Annotated in this window: 12 protein-coding genes; 5 read left to right on the forward strand and 7 right to left on the reverse strand. The window is 43.3% G+C overall.

Going from position 1 to position 19,739, the window contains the following annotated elements:
* Positions 1-105: 105 nt before the first annotated feature.
* From HMPREF0659_RS06265 to dut, 5 genes are all read right to left on the reverse strand, one after another.
* Positions 106-1,914 carry an AMP-dependent synthetase/ligase gene (locus tag HMPREF0659_RS06265; RefSeq protein ID WP_013264368.1) on the reverse strand — a complete coding sequence of 603 codons (1,809 nt, stop codon included), beginning with the start codon at positions 1,912-1,914 and terminating at the stop codon, positions 106-108.
* 720 nt (positions 1,915-2,634) lie between these two features.
* Positions 2,635-4,659 (reverse strand): murein hydrolase activator EnvC family protein, encoded by a 2,025-nt coding sequence (locus HMPREF0659_RS06270; RefSeq protein ID WP_044045918.1) that lies wholly within the window; start codon positions 4,657-4,659, stop codon positions 2,635-2,637.
* A complete protein-coding gene (locus HMPREF0659_RS06275; protein ID WP_013264029.1) occupies positions 4,660-5,571 on the reverse strand; it encodes a DUF4292 domain-containing protein in 912 nt (303 codons plus the stop codon). It lies immediately after the preceding gene.
* A complete protein-coding gene (locus tag HMPREF0659_RS06280; protein WP_013264269.1) occupies positions 5,568-7,304 on the reverse strand; it encodes a tetratricopeptide repeat protein in 1,737 nt (578 codons plus the stop codon). The genes HMPREF0659_RS06275 and HMPREF0659_RS06280 overlap by 4 nt, the downstream gene beginning before the upstream one ends.
* Before the next feature lie 21 nt (positions 7,305-7,325).
* Positions 7,326-7,763, reverse strand: a complete 438-nt coding sequence (gene dut, locus HMPREF0659_RS06285; RefSeq protein ID WP_036863029.1) for a dUTP diphosphatase — start codon at positions 7,761-7,763, stop codon at positions 7,326-7,328.
* Between the two features lie 225 nt (positions 7,764-7,988).
* On the opposite strand from dut, the gene dgt reads away from it, so the two are divergent.
* The 3 genes from dgt to HMPREF0659_RS06300 all read left to right on the forward strand — a co-directional run bounded on the left by dgt (position 7,989) and on the right by HMPREF0659_RS06300 (position 14,399).
* On the forward strand, positions 7,989-9,326 hold the full coding sequence (dgt, locus tag HMPREF0659_RS06290; RefSeq protein WP_013263906.1) for a dGTP triphosphohydrolase: 1,338 nt from the start codon (positions 7,989-7,991) through the stop codon (positions 9,324-9,326).
* Between the two features lie 363 nt (positions 9,327-9,689).
* The gene (locus tag HMPREF0659_RS06295; RefSeq protein WP_013264323.1) at positions 9,690-10,685 is read left to right on the forward strand and encodes a YqiA/YcfP family alpha/beta fold hydrolase; all 996 of its coding nucleotides are present in this window, start codon (positions 9,690-9,692) and stop codon (positions 10,683-10,685) included.
* Between the two features lie 267 nt (positions 10,686-10,952).
* Entirely contained in the window at positions 10,953-14,399 is a 3,447-nt protein-coding gene (locus tag HMPREF0659_RS06300; protein WP_013263864.1) for a DEAD/DEAH box helicase, read from the forward strand.
* A gap of 184 nt (positions 14,400-14,583) precedes the next feature.
* On the opposite strand, the gene HMPREF0659_RS06305 is transcribed toward HMPREF0659_RS06300, so the two are convergent.
* Positions 14,584-15,072 carry a hypothetical protein gene (locus tag HMPREF0659_RS06305; protein WP_013264606.1) on the reverse strand — a complete coding sequence of 163 codons (489 nt, stop codon included), beginning with the start codon at positions 15,070-15,072 and terminating at the stop codon, positions 14,584-14,586.
* Between the two features lie 632 nt (positions 15,073-15,704).
* On the opposite strand from HMPREF0659_RS06305, the gene argS reads away from it, so the two are divergent.
* Positions 15,705-17,525: an arginine--tRNA ligase gene (gene argS, locus HMPREF0659_RS06310; RefSeq protein ID WP_013264921.1), complete on the forward strand. Its 1,821-nt coding sequence runs from the start codon at positions 15,705-15,707 to the stop codon at positions 17,523-17,525.
* A gap of 230 nt (positions 17,526-17,755) precedes the next feature.
* Positions 17,756-18,223 carry an RNase H family protein gene (locus HMPREF0659_RS06315; protein ID WP_013264315.1) on the forward strand — a complete coding sequence of 156 codons (468 nt, stop codon included), beginning with the start codon at positions 17,756-17,758 and terminating at the stop codon, positions 18,221-18,223.
* Between the two features lie 335 nt (positions 18,224-18,558).
* On the opposite strand, the gene HMPREF0659_RS06320 is transcribed toward HMPREF0659_RS06315, so the two are convergent.
* On the reverse strand, positions 18,559-19,416 hold the full coding sequence (locus tag HMPREF0659_RS06320) for an enoyl-ACP reductase FabI (RefSeq protein WP_013264050.1): 858 nt from the start codon (positions 19,414-19,416) through the stop codon (positions 18,559-18,561).
* Positions 19,417-19,739: the final 323 nt, after the last annotated feature.

Genomic DNA, 19,739 nt, shown 5'->3' on the forward strand with positions numbered 1-19,739 from the left:
GCAAGCCGAGTGAAACTATTAAAGCTGATAAAACACAGCCTAATTCTTCTTAACAACTAACCTGTCTACACGTCAACACGTCTACTCGTCAACTCATTTACTTCCCTACTCCTCGTACATCTTTTCTATCACATCATGATAGCGGCGGTTTACAACCGAACGCTTTAGCTTCAACGTATTCGTTAGCTCTCCGTTTTCCATTGAGAAATGGTGAGCGAGAAGGGTGAAACGTTTAATCTTCTCGTATGATGCCAAACGCTGCTGTAAGGTTTCGATACGCTCACGCATCATCTCGTTTACACGCTTATCTTGGCATAACTCCTCACGATCTTTGAACTCTATGTGATTCTCTCTTGCCCACTCTTCCAATACAGAATACTCTGGAACAATCAGAGCAGAAACAAACTTACGCTGGTCAGCAATCACTGAAACCTGCTCAATAAACTTATCTACTAACAGCATCGCCTCCACCATCTGTGGTGCAATATACTTACCATTAGAAGTCTTGAAGAGGTCTTTAATACGCTCTTTTAAGAATAACTCACCGTCCTTCATATAACCGGCATCACCAGTATGGAAGTAACCATCCTTATCAAATGCCTCTGCATTAGTAGTATCACGACGGAAGTAACCTGGCATAATCGTTGGACCTTTCAGCATTACTTCACCCTCATCGCTAATCTTTATATCAATACCCTCAAGCGGTCTACCCACTGAACCAACGGTATAAGGCTGTCCTACATGGTCACAGGTAACGGTTGCCAAGCTCTCAGTCAAGCCATAACCAACAATCATGTTAATACCGATGCTATGTACAAACTCCTCTACCTCTGGAGAAACATAGGCTCCAGCTGTTGGGAAGAGATGTGGATTTTCCAAGCCTAACTGTTTGCGAACAAGACTCAAAACAGTCTTATTAACAAACTTATACTCCATCTCCAACGTCAAAGGAACACGCTTTCCACGTGCAAGATACTGTATATTGCGCTTTCTTCCAACATTCAAAGCATGATAGAAAAGCTTACGCTGAACGATGCTTGACTTATCCATGCGTTCCTTTACAGCCACATAAACCTTCTCCCAGAAACGAGGTACGGAAGCCATACTTGTTGGATGCGTCTCACGCATACTCTGCTGAATCTCCTTTGGATAAGTGTTTACAATCAATTCTGCACCCGCAGCGAGAGACAAACAAGCCCAACCACGCTCGAAGACATGACTGAACGGCAGGAAGTTGATAACACGGTCTTTTTCATTTACAGGCACACTCTTTCTATTGGCATCCATAGCAGCCTGATACATCTTATAAGTCAAGATAACTCCCTTGCTCTCACCTGTAGTACCACTTGTGTAAAGAATATTACAAATATCATCATAGTTAGCTTGCGCCAAACGCTCTTCTACCTCTGCTTCACGTGGGAAACCTTCACCTAACTTTAAGAAGTCTGCGAAATAAATAGAGTTTGGATCATGCTGACTAAGGCGTACACTTGAGTCGAAGACAATTATACGTTCCAATGTAGGGCAAAGGGATTGAATACGACGCGCCTTGTCATATTGCTCCTGTTCGCCAACGAAAAGAAACTTTACATTGGCATCTTGAATCATATACTGTATCTGTTGTTCAGAACTTGTCGCATAGAACGGAATGCTAATCACACGTACTCCGTATGCACCATAATCTGTATAGAGATGATGGATACAGTTTTGTGAAAACACAGCAATAGTCTCTTGTGGCTTCATTCCGAGGTTCAAGAGCGCATTTGACACTTCCTTTACGCGCATTGAGAACTGGTTCCATGACACTGTCTTCCAGTCCAGACTGCCAAAGTTACGGAAAGTGATTGCTGGTTTTGCTCCGTATTTTTTTGCTTGTTCGTGAATAAGAACAGAGAGATGTCCGATTGTCTGCATTGTTTACTAATTTATCTTCGCCAAATCAGCACATATAAAAAAGCCTGAAAGTCTTTTATTCAAATAACTGATTGTACTTTATTTTCTGCAAATATAAACATTTATCCGCAAAGCAAAAAATAAATTAGATATTAAATTGCAATTTTACCCTTTTGCTTTTCCTCTACCAAACAGAGAAAAACAGGACAATTATTTTCTTTTATAGAACAAAACGAATTCAACATGAGTACCTATTAGAAAGCTAAAAGTCTACGATAAGAATCCACAATAATATCTTCTATGCAATTTTCATCAACAAATTGAGTCCATTTACATAGCATATTTCAATGTGTTTAGCGCTCCGCACCATTGGTGTTTACCATCCGCACGATATGTGCGAAGCCTTAGCACGATATGTGCGAAGCATCAACACATCAGCTAAAGATGAGAAGAAAGGGGCATTAAACCCATTATAACAAGGGGAATAAGAGGCAAATAGCTAACTAATAGAAGGAAAAGATTTACCTGACAGCTGCCGAAGAAGGTTTTTCTTCATGATAAAAAAACTTCTTCTTCATGATAAAAAAGAATTATCTTCATGAAAAGAAATATTCCTTCTCATGAAGATAATTTAGTTGTAACGTACTTATTAAACTTGGAAAGACGCTAAAACACGAAGCGAATTATCGTCACTTTCAACTCAATAAGCCCACATTATTAATATATAAGATAGGATGCTTATTAACGCAACCACTGCTCTGGATTCAACTTAGCTGTCTCCTTACGCAACTGGAACTGAAGAATACCCGTCTTACCAACAGTTCCGATGGTCTGTCCCGTACCAACCTTCTGTCCCTTGCTGACACCGACAGAACCCAAATTAGCATAAACAGAGATATAAATACCATGACGAATCATCACGACACTCATACCGCCTGCCATGAAGACACCGCTCACCTCGCCCATAAAGACACTACGAACAGCACTGCCAGGAGCACCCTTGATATTGATACCATCATTGTTCAAGCGAATATTTGACATACCAGCCACATTGTACTGACCAAAGTGGCTAACTATCTGACCCGACAATGGCATTGGCAATCTACCACGATTATTGGCAAAGTTACCTGTTATCGCACGGTCGGCAGAACTGAGCATATCATTGTTTTCAGCAGCAGAAGCTCTTGCAGCTTCAGCCTCACGAGCAGCACGTTCACGGTCGGCATCAGCCTTGCGTTCGGCAGCCACACGATTTGCTTCAGCCTCACGCGCCATCTGGTCGGCACGAGCCTTCTCAGCAGCAGCACGAGCCTCAGCCTTTTCTTGTGCAGCCTTAGCTGCAGCTTCCTGCTCTTCTACCTTACGAATAGCACGCTCACGAGCAGCAGCACGTTCCTTCTGCAAAGCCTCTTGACGTGCCTTTTCTGCAGCAGCTCTGGCTGCAGCAGCACGAGCAGCGGCTTCCTGACGAGCCTTCTCAGCAGCCTCAGCGGCAGCACGAGCGGCAGCCTTTGCCTTTGCTTCACGCTCTTTCGCCTCTGCAATACGGCGCGCATTCTCTCGAGCGGCAGCCTCTGCAGCGGCTTTCTTACGTGCCAATTCTTCTGCTCGCTTCTTAGCAGCAGCGGCACGAGCGGCAGCCTGCGCCTTTGCTTCTGCAATAGCACGTTCACGTGCCTTCTGTATTTCAATCTGAATAAGTCGGTCAATCTGTGCATTCAGAGCCTGCTGCTGTTGACGACGCTGTGCAATAACACCCTGCAACACCTTTTGATCGTTTTGCAAAGAACTTACAACCGTCTGCTGTTCAACACGCTTACGCTCCATCTGAGCATGTACTTGACGGTCTTTATAGAGAAGATTACTCTTATTGACACGTACCTGTTTCAGCTGTGTATGCTTCTCATCTACCTGCATCTGCTTTGCCTTGAGCTGTTCACCCTGTGCACGCTGGTAGGCAGCATACTCACGTACGAAACGAAGACGACGATACATCTGGGTCAGGTTCTTTGCCGAGAAGACGAACATCAACTTGTCTTGAATACTACGATGACGTGCCATGTAACGCATAGAGCGGATGAAACGAGCACGACGCTCGCCCAACTGTGCCTCAAGAGAAGCTAACTGACCTTTCAGAATACCGATATTCGAATCCAATCCTTTGATATCTGTGGCGATTGTATCAATCGTTCTTTGGTGCTGACCGATTTCAGTATCAAGGCGTACAATCTTCTGCAGACGGTCGTCAACGTCCTTCTGCTTTACTTTCATTTCCTCTTCGTGCTCTGAAATCTCTTTTTGCAACTTCAAATTTTGCTGTTGTAAACCTTTGATTTCCTCTGTCGTCACGTATGCAGGACCCTTTGCACCCTTCTTACCAACATGAGCGTTGCGTACAGCACCCTTACCACGGACAACTTGCTGACCCTTCACTTGAGCAGGTTGACCCTTGAGTTGAGGTTGTTGTCCCTTGAGTTGTTGCTGGTGTTGTAGCTTACCCTGCTGCTGTTTGCCCTTCGGTTGGGGTTGAGTTTGCAGTTTCTCAACTATTGGCTTCTGACCTTTTACAGGAGTAGCAGGTGCTACAGCGTGGTTGTTATTAATCGCATTTACAGCTTTCTTACCCTTACCTTTTACGGTAGTTTGGGGTTCTACGGATTGAGCCACAGCTGTTTTTTGCTGTTTCCTATGCTTACGTGAATGCTGCGCAGAAACACTCAGCATACACATTATTGACAATATGAATAATAAAGAAAGACGTTTCATTTAAAAGTTCATTAGTTTGCCGAGGATATCCTCTACGCTTACTTTTGTATACTTATCAGATGGTGTGGTAAAAACTTCCCAATCGCTGATATCGCTGAAGCTCTCAAGATCAAAGCTTGCCTTAAGTGTCTTTGCAGGCTTCTGTCCAAACTTTGGTGTATTGATTGTCAACATCTGACTTGCAGGGAAGAGCTTTGAGCCAAACGCTTTAAAGTCATCATAACTCCATGAGAGCTTTGAAGCACCATGTGTATTGCTATTATAAGTAACAGTTGTTAGGACAATCTGATTGCTCTTAGGATTAACTGACCACTTATAATCCATCTTTCCGTCTTTAAGACTTATCAGGGTTGAGCCCTCTGTCTGTGCTTTACTCTCATCAACAGCAAACTGCGAGAGGTCTGCTTCGCTCACCTTTTGTTGACGAGGGATGAACACTTGATTCCAGAAAAGCGACTGGAGTGAATAGAAGTTGATTCCATTATCACGCAAGAAGCCTACCTCATCGTAGCTTGCTTTTACATACTGCTTATGGATGCGATCGATGAAGAGGACATAATCCTTTGCAAACTCGATACGTCCCACCTCACTACGAAGAATTGGAATCAGCAACTGTAGACGGATAACCTCATCTTTACGCATACGCAGAATACCTGGTACGGTAATATCTTTATGCCCATCGTTGAGCGTAAAAGTAAGATTTGAAACAAGGTTCTTTTGGTAAAGTGCATTGTCTGCAACACGCTGCATGACAACAACACTCTGCATCTTGCTATCCTTTGTAGCAGGTGCTGTCTGCTGTGCAGCCTTGTTATCCTGCACTGGTTTCTGCTGAATCACAGCTTTCTTTGTACCACATGATGCCAACAGCAGGGCAGTCATGCTTACAAGTAATATCTTAGTTTTTTTCATTCTGCTATGTATTTCTTTAGTTCTATCTTCTTTCTCAGTGTCGCATTCTCCTTATTTCCTTCGAGAGCCTTCCTCCAGAACTCAAGAGCTTTCTCTATATCGCCTGTCTGTGCATAGATATCACCAGCGTGTTCCTTGACTACATTGCTCAGTGTAGAGTCATTACGAATCGCTTGTTCGATATATATCTTTGCCTCTTCGTAGCGCTTTTGCTGGAAAAGAATCCATGCGTAGGTGTCAAGATAAGTACTATTATTTGGCTCAGCCTTAATAGTCTTATAGCTCATCTGCTCTGCCTTTGTGAGGTTTTCATTCGCCTCACTGAGGTAATAGGCATAGTTATTCAATGCAGCCACATTGTCTGCTTTCCACTGCAAACAGCTGTCATAGGCTTGAAAAGCCTCTTTATTCCTACCCTTCTCATGCAGGATATCACCCATGATAGCGTAAAAGTCTGAAACAATACTTGGATCACTGTCTGGCTTTATCTGTCCAACTCCCTTGCGGAAGGTCTCCAGTGCCGCGTCACCGTCGTGCTTTTGGAACTGAGCCATACCTTGGAAATAATAGAATGCCATCTCATCTGGGTTGTATTCTATGGCTGGTCGGCAAATAGCGATGACCTTATCGTAGTCTTGTGTGTCCCAAATATTCTGTATCAATGCTATTCTTGCACGCGAATTATCGGGTTCTACCTCAAGAGCTTGCTCATAAACGCGATTGACCGCAGCCTTTGGTTGCTTGCGAAGTGTCATATATGCGGCTTTAAGCATATAGATATCAGCATCTTCTTGAGGAACAGCTAAGGCTACAGAGAAGAGCCTCATCACCTCAGTACTATCTGGAGTATTATCTTTCTGACTGCTTGTAATGACCTGACGGAGTAACTCTAACTTCGCTTCCTTTTCTGTTTTTGGCGATTGCAACAGTTCCTGTAGGATTGTTTTTACAGTAGCCTTGTCTCCAATATTATTATAATAATCCATCATGGAAAGCTTGGCAAGCGAGTTATCAGGGTCTTCTTTCAGTACATCACGGTACTTTTGAAGTGCTTCCTTCTTCTTTCCATTCTGCAAAAGCCAGTTTCCGAACATCACACGATAGTTGAGGTCGAGCGGATGACTGTCAACGAGTGCCTTCAACTCGTCGTACTCCTTGCGCTTTTCTCCCATCTGTTCGTAGAGTTGCATCTTACTAAGTGAAATCTGCTCATTGGTTCCTTCCAGTGTTTCCAGACGTTCCAAGCACTTGATCATCATCTTGTAATCATTCTGGGAACCGTAGAGTTGATAGAGAATTTGCAGTACGTCAGAACGCGTTTTATTGGATTCATAAAGGCGTTCGAAGGCTTTTATTGCATTAGGATAGTCTTTCTGTGACACATAAAGCTTTCCTAATTTCTCTTGATAAGCTGAGTTTTCGGGGTCAAGACTTGCTGCCTTCTCGAAGTATTCACGTGCCACAGCATCCTTCTTCATATCCACATAAAAAGCAGCTAACTGATAATAAACCTCTGGAGCTTGTGGATTGAGGTCGCGTGCATGGCACAGAAGGTCGAAAGCAGCCGTAAGGTTGCCCATTTCTTGCTGTCGTATCGCCTCAAGGAAGAAGTAGTTATAACTTTGAAGGCTATCCTCTCGATCAGCATGCATCGCCAAAGAGCCGCCCAACAAAGCAAGAGCAAGGAGGGTACGGCGCATCTTTGTGACTTTCAATATAACGTTATTGAACATTTATCGTTTCTTTCTTTGTCTTTACTTCACGCCCGTATGGCCATATCCGCCTTCACCACGTTCGGTCTCATCGAGTTCTTCTACCTCAACAAACTCTGCTTGTTCGTGACGTGCAATGACCATCTGCGCAATGCGTTCACCATCATTGATGGTAAAAGGTTCATCTGAGAAGTTAATGAGTAGTACCATGATTTCACCACGATAGTCGGCATCAATCGTACCAGGAGAGTTGAGAACAGTCAGTCCATGCTTCAAAGCAAGACCGCTACGAGGGCGCACCTGTGCTTCAAAACCTACAGGAAGTGCAATATGAAGACCAGTTGGAATGAGTCTTCTCTCCATGGGTTGCAGTACGATAGGTGCATCGATATTAGCGCGGAGGTCCATCCCCGCACTCTGTGAAGTAGCATAAGCAGGAAGCTGCTGATGCCCTTTATTAATTACTTTTATCTGTATCATTGCCATATAATAAGGTACAAAATTAAGCATTTAAAGCCACATTCATACATTTTATGAAGTAAAAAACTTGTTTTTAGCCAATTTTAATTACTTTTGTGTGTAGCTTTCAAGCCCCCAATAAATCATAAACAGAATTCATCAACACCCAATATTCAACACCCAGCAAGTAATAAACAGAAATCATCAACACCCAACATTCAACACCCATCACCCAAAAATCCCGCAATGAACTGGCAACAACTCATATCCAACAAGCGTCTCGGACAGGAAGAACGTCACGCCCTTCGACACGATGATCGCTCTGAATTTAAGCGTGACAGCGACCGATTGATTTACTCTGCGCCGTTCCGACGACTGCAGAACAAAACTCAAGTCTTCCCTCTTCCGGGTAGTGTCTTTGTGCACAACCGCCTAACTCATTCTTTAGAGGTGGCTTCCTTGGGTAAATCTTTAGGTGATGACGTTGCAAGAAGACTCATCGAAATACACCCAGAGTTGCGTGGTACACTCTTTGAAGAGATTGGAACCATCGTACAGACAGCTTGTTATGCACACGACATGGGTAATCCTCCCTTCGGGCATAGTGGCGAAAAGGCTATGCAGGCATTCTTCACTGAAGGTCCAGGGATTAGCTTGAAAGAGAAAGTTAGCCCACACTTCTGGGAAGATATTACTCATTTTGAGGGCAATGCCAATGCTTTCCGCTTACTGACCCATCGTTTCTTAGGCCGAAGAGAAGGTGGATTCGTTATGACTTATAGCACTTTAGCGAGTATCGTAAAGTATCCTTTCAGTTCCACTTATGCCAGCAAACACGGTAAGTTCGGTTTCTTTGCAACGGAAGAAGAAACCTATAAGAAGATTGCTGATGAATTAGGTATCATTCAAAAGGATAGCTCTGAGGCTGGTATCTGTTATGTTCGTCATCCGTTGACCTATCTTATGGAGGCTGCAGACGATATCTGCTACGAGATTATGGATATCGAAGACTCTCATAAACTCAAGCTTCTTTCGTTTGAGGAGACTGCCGATTTGCTCCTTGGCTTCTTCGATGAAGAAACCAGAAAGAGCATTAGAAAGCGCATAGAAGAAGAGGGTGTGACCGACCAAAACGAACAAGTTGTTTACTTCCGTGCCTGTGCCGTAGGATTATTGGAGGCAGAATGTGTCAATGTCTTTGTAGAACACGAAGAGGAGATACTCAATGGAACCTTCGAAGGGTCGCTCATCAAACATATTTCCGAGCTTCCCCGACAGGCTTACAAACACTGTACAGAGGTCTCAGTGGATAGGATTTACCGCAGTAAAGCAGTCCTCGACGTTGAGTTATCAGGCTATAAGATTATGGAAACACTGATGAAAGCTCTCATTGGTGCTGCCGTTGAGCCTGAACACTTCCACAGTCAGCAGCTTATTCGAAGCTTCTCAAGCCAGTATGACATCCAAAGTCCTTGCCTTGAAACACGTATCATGGCAGTCCTCGACTTCATCAGTGGAATGACAGATATCTATGCCCTCGACATCTATCAGAAGATAAATGGTATCAGTTTGCCACTGATATAGGAAGCCTCCCCCGACCCCTCCGAAAGGAGGGGAGGCAAAGAGGGAAAAAGAGGGGGTATAGTTATCACACTATTATCTCACAAATAATCATTTAAAAGGGCTTGAAAAAGAGTTCCAAATGGGAAGACTTGGAGTTGTTTTTAATATGGAAAATCAATATAAAGACACCCACAACGCATTTGTCTTAACTCCATTTCACTCCTTCAACTCCTTTAACTCCCAAATAGGAACAATGGAAAATCAACATAAAGACACCCACAACACATTTGTCTTAACTCCATTTCACTCCTTTAACTCCTTTAACTCCAGATTTATCTCCCTCCATTTCACTCCTTCAACTCCTTTAACTCCCAGACAGAAACAATGGAAAATCAATATAAAAAGACCTTTCCTGACCTCATGGTAGGAAAGAAGATTATCTACGTTCACGGCTTTATGTCAGCCGGTTCAAGTCATACGGTACAGATACTGAGGGACTATATGCCCGAAGCTACTGTCATTGCGCCCGACCTCCCCATACATCCTGAGGAGGCAATGGAACTATTGCGCAACCTTGTTAATACCGAAAAGCCCGACCTAATCATTGGTACTTCAATGGGAGGTATGTACACCGAGATGCTTTATGGTGTCGACCGTATCTGCGTGAATCCCGCTTTTCAAATGGGAACAACCATCAGCGAGACGAATATGATGGGCAAACAGGTGTTCCAAAATCCACGACAAGATGGCGTACAAGAGGTTATCGTCACCAAAGCATTGGTGAAGGAATACAAAGAGATAACTGAAAAGTGTTTCTCACAAGTGACAGAGGAAGAGCAGCAACACGTCTTCGGACTCTTTGGTGATGCAGACCCTGTTGTCCACACCTTCGACCTTTTCAACGAACATTACCCTCAGGCGATCCGTTTTCATGGTGAACACCGACTCATCGAGAAAGCTGTTTTCCATTACCTCATGCCTGTTATCCGATGGATTGACGACCGACAGGAAGGGCGCGAGCGTCGTACGGTACTCATTGACCAGAACACCCTCACTGATGGATACGGCAAACCGAAATCAAGTTTGAACAAAGCTTACGAATTCTTACTTGATAACTACAACGTATTCTTCGTGTGTCCTGCACCAACCAACAATCCGTCAACCATCACTGAACAGCAGGCATGGATAGAAGATGCCTTCAGCGCACCAGCATGGAACCATACCATCTTCACCAACCAGCCTCAACTTCTCTATGGCGACTACTTCATCAGTAGTACTGAACACGACGACTTCCTCGGCACAAGCCTACTTTTCGGTAGCGAAGAGTTCAAGACTTGGGAGGAAATTATCACTTTCTTTGAACGCTTAGGAGGACAGTAAGCAGGCTAAAAAGGCTCGCTTCGGTGAATTATTTTCATGAAAAGAAATATTTTTCATCGTGAAAAGAAATATTTATTTTCATGAAAATAAATTCTTCTCTTCATGAAAATAATTCACACTAATAGCCTTTCTGTAACAAAGAGAACTCACAACCAACTGACGAAAAAGCAATAACACACACTCAAAACATAACCCAACGAATTAGTCCTCGCACATAGTATAAAAACAATTCCTCTTTATTAAGAGGACTGGGGAAACATTATCATAATGGCACACGAACTTTTCTCACGTATCGCTGACATCCTTTCGGCACCATCTGAAGCACAGGCACTCATCATGCACGAGACGCTCGTCATTGCTTGTCATGAAGGATTAAAGAATACCCGACATGGTTTCGGCAACCTTTCTTCGCAGGTAGAGTCGCTCTGTAGGCAGCATAACATCGCCCCACAGGATATTGTGGCTATTCAGAAAATGCGTCGGCATAGTAACTCTAATGCCCCTATTCTCCCTGAAGACGTGGCTTACGACTGTCGTGCCTTAGCTATTTTCGTTTCTGCTGTTGTACAGGAAGCTATCCCTTCGTTCCTTGTTGGGAAAATTCCAGCACGTGGACGCACAACGGAGAATATACAGATTACGAATTATCGTTACATTCGTTGTATCGTAAGAGAGTGGGACGACAGTACTATTCAGGTAGCTGTAACCAATCAAGACAGTAGCGAAGAACTCTTAACGGTGGACTATATGAACACACCAGACTACATTGATTTCAGCTACTTACGCCCGATGCTACGCGAAAGAATGCAGCTGAATCTTCTTGATTGCACTGTCACACGAAAGAAAGTAGTACCACGTCTTATCGTCGTTGAGCCAGACTATCTGATAGATATCTCTACCATAGCAAATTGTTTTGAAACTTACGGACACCATCCATTGCTTTTCACCGTCAACAGACTTACTCCCCGCCTGAGCAATAAACACATTGTATTAGGTAATTTCGCTGGTTCTGCACTCGACGATATCATCAATCATCCTGCAGGATACGACATCAAAGAGACCTTCCGCTCTAACTTCAAAGAGAAGGCTTTGGACTATGCGACCTGTCCCGACTTTGATGCAGCATCTTTCAAACAAGATGCAGAACGACAGGTGGAGAACATCAAGGGGATTGTTGACGAAATCTTCCAAACCTTCGACCGTGAGAAAGCGATTCTTGAACCATCCTTTGTATGCGAACGATTGGGCATACAGGGTCGTGTTGACTTGATGACAACTGACTTAAAACTACTTGTTGAGCAGAAGTCGGGCAAGAATACTTTTATTGAACGCAAATACAAAAATCCGCATGGCTCACTCCATGTTGAGAAACACTACGTGCAGGTGTTGCTCTACTATGGTATCTTGCAATACAACTTCCAACTCAGTCCGAAGAATGCACACATCCAACTCTTGTATTCAAAATATCCCCTACCCGACGGACTGCTCGAAGTGGAGCCACTGCAAAAGCTGATCCGTGAAGCTATCCGCTTCCGTAATCAAGCCGTGGCAACGGAGTTCTGGATGGCTGATAATGGCTTTGATAGGATGTTGCCATTGCTCACACCGCAGACATTGAACGTTGAGAAACAAAACGATAACTTCTACAATAGATACCTCTTACCACAACTCACCGAGACACTGGCACCACTTCACCAACTCAACGACCTCGAACGTGCTTATTTCACACGTATGATGACCTTTGTTATCAAAGAACAATTAGTGTCGAAAGTGGGTGTGCAAGAAGGTGTAGGAAACAGTAATGCTGACCTATGGAACATGCCTCTTGCAGAGAAGAAAGAGACAGGAAACATCTATACAGAACTGACTATCATCGAGAAAGGGCGTAGCAGCTCGTTCAACGGCTATGATACGATTACACTCGCTGTACCCCAACAGGGTGAAGATTTCCTCCCTAACTTTCGCCGAGGAGACATGATTTATCTCTATTCGTACAAGAAGAACGAGGCACCTGACGTAAGACAGAGTATTCTCTTCAAAGGTTCTTTACAAGAGATACATGGTGATAGCATTACTGTACACCTCAATGACGGACAGCAAAACCCTGATCTTATCAGCGGAGATTACTTTGCTATTGAGCATGCGGGCAGTGACATCGGTGGCACATCGGCTATCAGAAGTCTTTACACCTTCATCACATCAAACGAAGAACGCCGCCAGCTACTTTTGGGACAACGTGTGCCATGCGTCGATAAGTCGCTGACCCTATCCCACAGCTACCATCCCGATTATGACGAAATCATCTTGAAAGCTAAGCAGGCACAGGATTATTTCCTTCTTATCGGTCCTCCAGGAACAGGCAAGACCTCACAAGCTCTGCAATTCCTTGTGCGTGAACAGTTGGCAGGGAACATCTATTCACAACCATCTTCAGCCTATTCAGCAGAAGATTCTAAGCACAACAAACCTTCAGAAACCATCAACACCCAACACTCAACACCCAACACCCAGACGGCAATCCTCCTCCTTGCCTATACAAATCGTGCTGTTGACGAAATCTGTAATATGCTAACAGAGAACGACATTGACTATATCCGTATTGGCAATGAGTTCAGTTGTGATCCGAAATATAGTGACCATTTGTTGAAGGAAGTGTTAGATGACAACGCAACCCTCAACAGTATAAAGTCTACCTTAGCAGATGCTCAAATCGTTGTTGCCACAACCTCAACAATGAACAGCAATGCTGCACTCTTCAATATCAAGCATTTCGACCTCGCCATCATTGATGAAGCGAGTCAAATATTAGAACCAAATATCATTGGATTACTGACAAGCCAACACAGGGGAGGACGGGCCATCCGAAAGTTTATACTAATTGGCGACCATAAACAGCTGCCAGCGGTGGTACAACAGAGTGATACGGAAGTGCTTATTGAAGACGAAACACTGAAAGCAATCCACCTTAACTCTTGCACAAACTCTCTCTTTGAACGCCTTATCCTTACAGAGCGTGCAGCAGGGAGAACTGAGTTTGTTGGTACACTGCACAAACAAGGGCGAATGCATCCAGATATTGCCGACTTTGCTAACCGTAAGTTCTACGCACGCGAACAACTTGAATGCGTACCATTAGCGCATCAGTTGGAGCAGACATTAGCTTATAACGAAACGAGTGAGGACGAGACGGATGATGTCTTGAAGGCGCATCGTATGATTTTCATCCCTTCAAAGCCGTGTCGACAACTGAATATTTCAGAGAAAGTAAACACGGAAGAGGCACGTATCATTACCGACCTGCTAAGACGTTTATACCGACAACTCGGCAAAAACTTCGACCCACAGAAGTCTGTTGGTGTCATTGTACCTTACCGCAATCAGATTGCAATGATTAGAAAGGAGATTGAGAAGCTCGGTATTCCCGAATTAGAGGAAATCAGTATTGATACCGTTGAACGCTATCAGGGCAGCCAGCGTGACATCATCCTCTACTCCTTCACTATTCAAAGTCGCTATCAACTCGATTTTCTCACAGCCAACACGTTCTATGAAGACGGTCAACCCATTGACCGCAAACTGAATGTTGCCATCACAAGAGCCCGCAAACAGCTGATTCTTACTGGTAACGAACAGACATTAAGACATAACCAACTCTTCGCAGAACTCATTGATTATATCAAAGAAAAGGGTGGATATTATGCAGAAAAGGCATAGTCTGAACAAAAGGGAATTTACAAACAAGACACACGTTTTCATCTTTTCTCCCTTATCATCTCCTTAATGCGCAGTAGGAGAAAGCAAAAAATAAAAGGAGATTATGCCAGAAATATCAATGGTAGAACCTGATACTCTGGTACAATCTCCTTTTATGATTTCTTCTGAAAAAGCTAATTAGACTTTAATGCAAGCCCTGCCTATGTGCCCAATCAATCGCATCTTGATGCGTTGTCATCTTTACGTTCTTATAGTTTCCCTCTATTGTACGAGTTGCTGTACCTTCTTTCCAAATATATTTATAACGGAGTTCTATCTCATTTGCACCCGTCCTGAGAAGATAAACATAACTTCCCTTCTGGAAGAAATGGTCATCATACCTATACAAACCACCAACGACAGAACCACCAGCTACCCAATCGCCGTCCTTTGTTAAGTCAACGATCTTTCCTGCCTGGCTCTTAGGAATAGAGAAACCAACAAATTTACCTGAGATACCCAATGGATAGTTGACACCGATTTCACCTCCAAAATCACTGTAAAGAACAGGACTTATCCCATTATTTACATCATTGTCATCATCACTACCGCAAGCACTAAGGCTAAGACACATTACCAATGCAAAAACACTGGCTACAAGGGCATAAGTCCACTTCTGAATACTTTTACGCATATGATCTATTTTTTATAGTTAATCTAATCGCAAAGATAGCGTAAATATTGCAAATAAACAAGAAATAAAACTACTTTTCAACAGAGCTCAACATACATAAATACAAAACTTTACAACTAAAAGTGAGCATTATAGCCGATAAAACTTAAATCATATAATCCTCTATTATCATCGTTTTAAACTTAAAAAAGTAAGCGCCTACATCGAATAACCATTAATTACTTTTTGACAGTATGACTCTTTTTTAACAACAAGTTGATATCTCCCCCATCATATATTGCATGGCGATTAGCGCTCAACACCATTGGTGTTAAGCCTCCGCACCATTGGTGCTGGGCATGAACACCGATGGTGTTGATGCCTAAACACCACTTCACAGACAATCAACATGACAGCAATCTATCGTTAGAAAGGACTTGCACAACCGACTATTAGCCTTGGTCATAATCTATTACTACATCACCATTTTGCCTTAAAAGTAATCATAATTATGAATTCTGAATTATAAATTATGAATTAAAACCAATCATAATTATGAATTATGAATTATGAATTATGAATTAACCCCTCTCCTCCTGCCGTTATTCGACTGATTTTCCGTAACTTTGCAGGCAGATAAAAAGAAACAAAAGATGAAGATAGAAGAGCAAATTACCGTTGCTGCACTTGCAGCTGTAAAGGAATTGTATGGAACAGAAGTTCCTGAAAAGATGATTCAGCTGCAGAAGACACGCAGCGACTTCGAGGGTAACCTCACACTCGTCACCTTCCCATTGCTGAAAACTTCACGCAAGAAGCCTGAAGATACGGCACAGGATTTAGGTGAATACCTGAAGAAGAACTGTAAGGCTGTGGCTGACTTCAACGTTGTAAAGGGTTTCCTCAACCTCGTTATTGCACAGGCAGCATGGACAGAACTGTTGAATGATATCAACGCTGACGAAAAGTTTGGCGAGAAGCGTGTGACAGACGAGAGTCCATTGGTGATGATCGAATACTCTTCACCTAACACCAACAAGCCACTTCACCTCGGTCACGTTCGTAACAACCTCCTTGGTTGGTCGTTAGCACAGATTATGGAGGCTAATGGTAACAAGGTGGTTAAGACGAATATCGTTAATGACCGTGGTATCCACATCTGTAAGTCAATGCTGGCTTGGCAGAAATGGGGCAATGGTATCACACCAGAGCAGGCAGGCAAGAAGGGCGACCACTTGATTGGTGACTTCTACGTACTCTTCGACAAGCACTACAAAGAGGAGTGCAAGCAGTTGCAAGAGCAGTATGAGAAGGAGGGATTGACGGCCGAAGAGGCAAAGGAAAAGGCTGAACACGAGGCTCCACTGATTAAGGAGGCACACGACATGCTCGTGAAGTGGGAAGCTAACGACCCAGAGATTCGTGCTTTGTGGGAGAAGATGAACAACTGGGTATATGCTGGTTTCGACGAGACTTACAAAGCGTTGGGCGTTGGATTCGATAAGATTTACTACGAATCAAACACTTATCTTGTTGGTAAGAAGAAGGTGGAAGAAGGTCTTGCAAAGGGTCTTTTTATCCGCAAGGAAGACAACTCTGTATGGGCTGACCTCACCAATGAGGGTTTAGACCAGAAGCTTTTGCTGCGTAAGGACGGTACATCGGTGTATATGACACAAGATATTGGTACGGCAGAGATGCGTTTCAACGACTACCCTATCGACAAGATGATTTATGTCGTTGGTAACGAGCAGAACTACCACTTCCAAGTTCTCTCTATCCTCTTGGACCGTTTAGGCTTCAAGTGGGGTAAAGACCTTGTGCACTTCTCATATGGTATGGTTGAATTGCCAAACGGTAAGATGAAGAGTCGTGAGGGAACAGTTGTCGATGCAGACGATCTTGTTGCATCAATGATTGAGAATGCAAAGAGTCTTAGCGAGGATAAGGTGAATAAGTTAGAAGGTATCACAGAGGAAGAGAAGAACGAGATTGCACGTATTGTGGGCATGGGTGCGCTGAAGTACTTCATCCTTAAAGTTGATGCACGCAAGAATATGCTCTTCAACCCAGAGGAGTCTATCGACTTTAATGGTAACACGGGACCATTCATCCAGTACACTTACGCACGTATCCGTAGTATCCTTCGTAAGGCTGAGGCACAGAACATCACCTTGCCAGCATCACTTAACGACGATGCTCCACTCAATGAGAAGGAGATTGCACTCATCCAGAAGCTCAATGACTTCGGTGCTGCAGTTGCACAGGCTGGTATCGACTATAGCCCAAGTGGTATTGCAAACTACTGCTATGAGCTGACTAAGGAGTTCAACCAGTTCTATCATGACTACAGCATCCTCAACGCTGATACCGAAGCAGAGAAGATTACCCGTCTGATGATTGCCAAGAATGTGGCTAAGGTCATCAAGAATGGTATGGCATTACTCGGTATTGAGGTTCCAGAGAGGATGTAGCCCCACCTCCCCCAACCCCTCCAAAGGAGGGGAGACCTAATGGGATATAGATTAATACACCTTGCTGAAAACTTAATATACAAAAGTATATTAGTCTATATCTCTTTTTTGGTTTACCTATAACAAAGAGAAAATATCCATTTGTAGGAAGCAATAAATAAGATTAAGCAGACTATAATGGCTTTGGAGTCAAAGAACAATACAAGACACAGCATCAAATAGCAAATCCAATGAAGGAACTTGTAAACCCTCCTACCAACCGTAACGATACCGTATTACCGTTGCCACTTGAGGTGCGATGCCCCTCTTGGGCTGTTGACGCTGCTTGCTCTGGCAACCCAGGACCTATGGAGTATCAATGTGTCGACCTACAAACAGGGGCGAGAGTCTTCCATTTTGGTCCAGTTATGGGAACGAACAACATTGGTGAGTTCCTCGCTATTGTTCATGCTTTGGCACTGATGGAGAAGCAAGGTATCAAGGATAAGGTTATTTATAGCGACTCTTATAATGCTATCTTATGGGTAAACAAAAAACGTTGTAAGACTACTTTTGTCCGCAATGCAGAAACTGAAGAACTCCATCAAATCATTGCTCGTGCGGAACATTGGCTCCAAACGCATAAGGTAACGACACCTATTATAAAGTGGGAAACAAAGCAGTGGGGTGAGATTCCTGCCGACTTTGGAAGGAAATAGAAGCCCCACCCCGACCCTCCCCGAAGGGGGAGGGAGACAAATTAGCGTATGGTTTGGTATGGAAAATGATTTGAGGGAGGCAAACTTGCTTAAGATTTGGTACAATAAGTTATTTCGAGAATAACAATAGAAATAAAAAACTCCAGTAAGTTCTCACCTACTGGAGTTTTTTATTATTTTCCTTAAAACATTCCTCATTGTAATTCATAAAGAGGATTTATATTCGATAGTAGTGGAAAACTATCATAATAAAGATAATCCCTTTATCCTACCCACCTTTTATTTGCACTCCCCTCCTTTCGGAGGGGTTGGGGGAGGCTTCTGTCGGAGGCTTTTTATCCGTAGATAATATTACCGTTCTCGTCCTTATACTCATCGAGACCCTTCTCGTATGTAGCCATAGCGCGGAGGCTCATACCTACATTTGAGAAACCACCATCGTGGTAGAGGTTCTGCATTGTCACCTTACGGGTGAGGTCAGAGAACATTACGATACAATAGTCAGCACACTCATCAGCACTTGCGTTGCCCAATGGAGACATACGATCAGCAAAGTCGAAGAGTTTATCCATACCCTTCACACCTGAACCAGCAGTTGTCATTGTTGGCGACTGAGAAATAGTATTGATACGTACGTGCTTCTCACGACCATAAATATAACCGAAGCTACGACCGATACTCTCCAACAATGCCTTAGCATCAGCCATGTCATTGTAACCGTAGAAGGTACGCTGAGCAGCTACGTAAGAGAGTGCAAGGATTGAACCATAGTCGTTGATAGCATCAAGTTTCTTAGCACTCTGAATCATCTTGTGGAATGAAACAGCTGAGATATCCAGTGTAGTGTCAAGCATCTTATAGTCCAAGTCATCGTATGTACGGTGCTTACGCACGTTTGGTGACATACCGATAGAGTGCAGAACGAAGTCGATCTTACCACCCAAAACCTCCATTGAGCGCTTGAATACGTTCTCCAAGTCCTCAACGTTTGTTGCGTCAGCAGGAATAACCTCGCAGTTTAACTTCTCAGACAGTGCATTTACTGTACCCATTCTTACTGCGATTGGAGTATTTGACAAAGTGATTGTTGCACCTTCCTCAACTGCTCTTTCAGCAACTTTCCATGCGATAGACATCTCGTTGAGGGCTCCAAAAATAACACCTCTTTTACCTTTTAATAAGTTGTAACTCATAATGTTCGTTATTCAAATTTGGTGTAAAGGTAAGCAAAAAAGGTTGATTTGCCAAGAAAATACACATAATTTACATCTAAATGCTATCCACAAGTGACAATTTGCACCTTTTCACATTCCCTCACAAGCCAAACTAAGCAAAACACATCACCCTCTTTTCAAACCATCCTAAGCCTATTTTCAACTTCTCAGAACTATCAATATTCATAAGACTGTCCGCCTTCTTTCACCATCAGAATTATCCTTTCTCAAATTATTTTCATGAAAATAATTATTTTTCTTCATGAACATAAATATTTCTTTTCATGAAAATAAATTCTTCT

Source organism: Prevotella melaninogenica ATCC 25845 (assembly GCF_000144405.1).
Lineage (GTDB): Bacteria > Bacteroidota > Bacteroidia > Bacteroidales > Bacteroidaceae > Prevotella > Prevotella melaninogenica.

Excerpts from the sequence above, each read along its gene's own strand:
- HMPREF0659_RS06275 (WP_013264029.1), bottom strand. The coding sequence starts at position 5,571 with ATGAAAAAAACTAAGATATTACTTGTAAGCATGACTGCCCTGCTGTTG.
- HMPREF0659_RS06315 (WP_013264315.1), top strand. The coding sequence starts at position 17,756 with ATGAAGGAACTTGTAAACCCTCCTACCAACCGTAACGATACCGTATTA.
- HMPREF0659_RS06320 (WP_013264050.1), bottom strand. The coding sequence starts at position 19,416 with ATGAGTTACAACTTATTAAAAGGTAAAAGAGGTGTTATTTTTGGAGCC.
- HMPREF0659_RS06270 (WP_044045918.1), bottom strand. The coding sequence starts at position 4,659 with ATGAAACGTCTTTCTTTATTATTCATATTGTCAATAATGTGTATGCTG.
- argS (WP_013264921.1), top strand. The coding sequence starts at position 15,705 with ATGAAGATAGAAGAGCAAATTACCGTTGCTGCACTTGCAGCTGTAAAG.
- HMPREF0659_RS06300 (WP_013263864.1), top strand. The coding sequence starts at position 10,953 with ATGGCACACGAACTTTTCTCACGTATCGCTGACATCCTTTCGGCACCA.
- dut (WP_036863029.1), bottom strand. The coding sequence starts at position 7,763 with ATGATACAGATAAAAGTAATTAATAAAGGGCATCAGCAGCTTCCTGCT.
- HMPREF0659_RS06280 (WP_013264269.1), bottom strand. The coding sequence starts at position 7,304 with ATGTTCAATAACGTTATATTGAAAGTCACAAAGATGCGCCGTACCCTC.
- HMPREF0659_RS06265 (WP_013264368.1), bottom strand. The coding sequence starts at position 1,914 with ATGCAGACAATCGGACATCTCTCTGTTCTTATTCACGAACAAGCAAAA.
- dgt (WP_013263906.1), top strand. The coding sequence starts at position 7,989 with ATGAACTGGCAACAACTCATATCCAACAAGCGTCTCGGACAGGAAGAA.
- HMPREF0659_RS06305 (WP_013264606.1), bottom strand. The coding sequence starts at position 15,072 with ATGCGTAAAAGTATTCAGAAGTGGACTTATGCCCTTGTAGCCAGTGTT.
- HMPREF0659_RS06295 (WP_013264323.1), top strand. The coding sequence starts at position 9,690 with ATGGAAAATCAATATAAAAAGACCTTTCCTGACCTCATGGTAGGAAAG.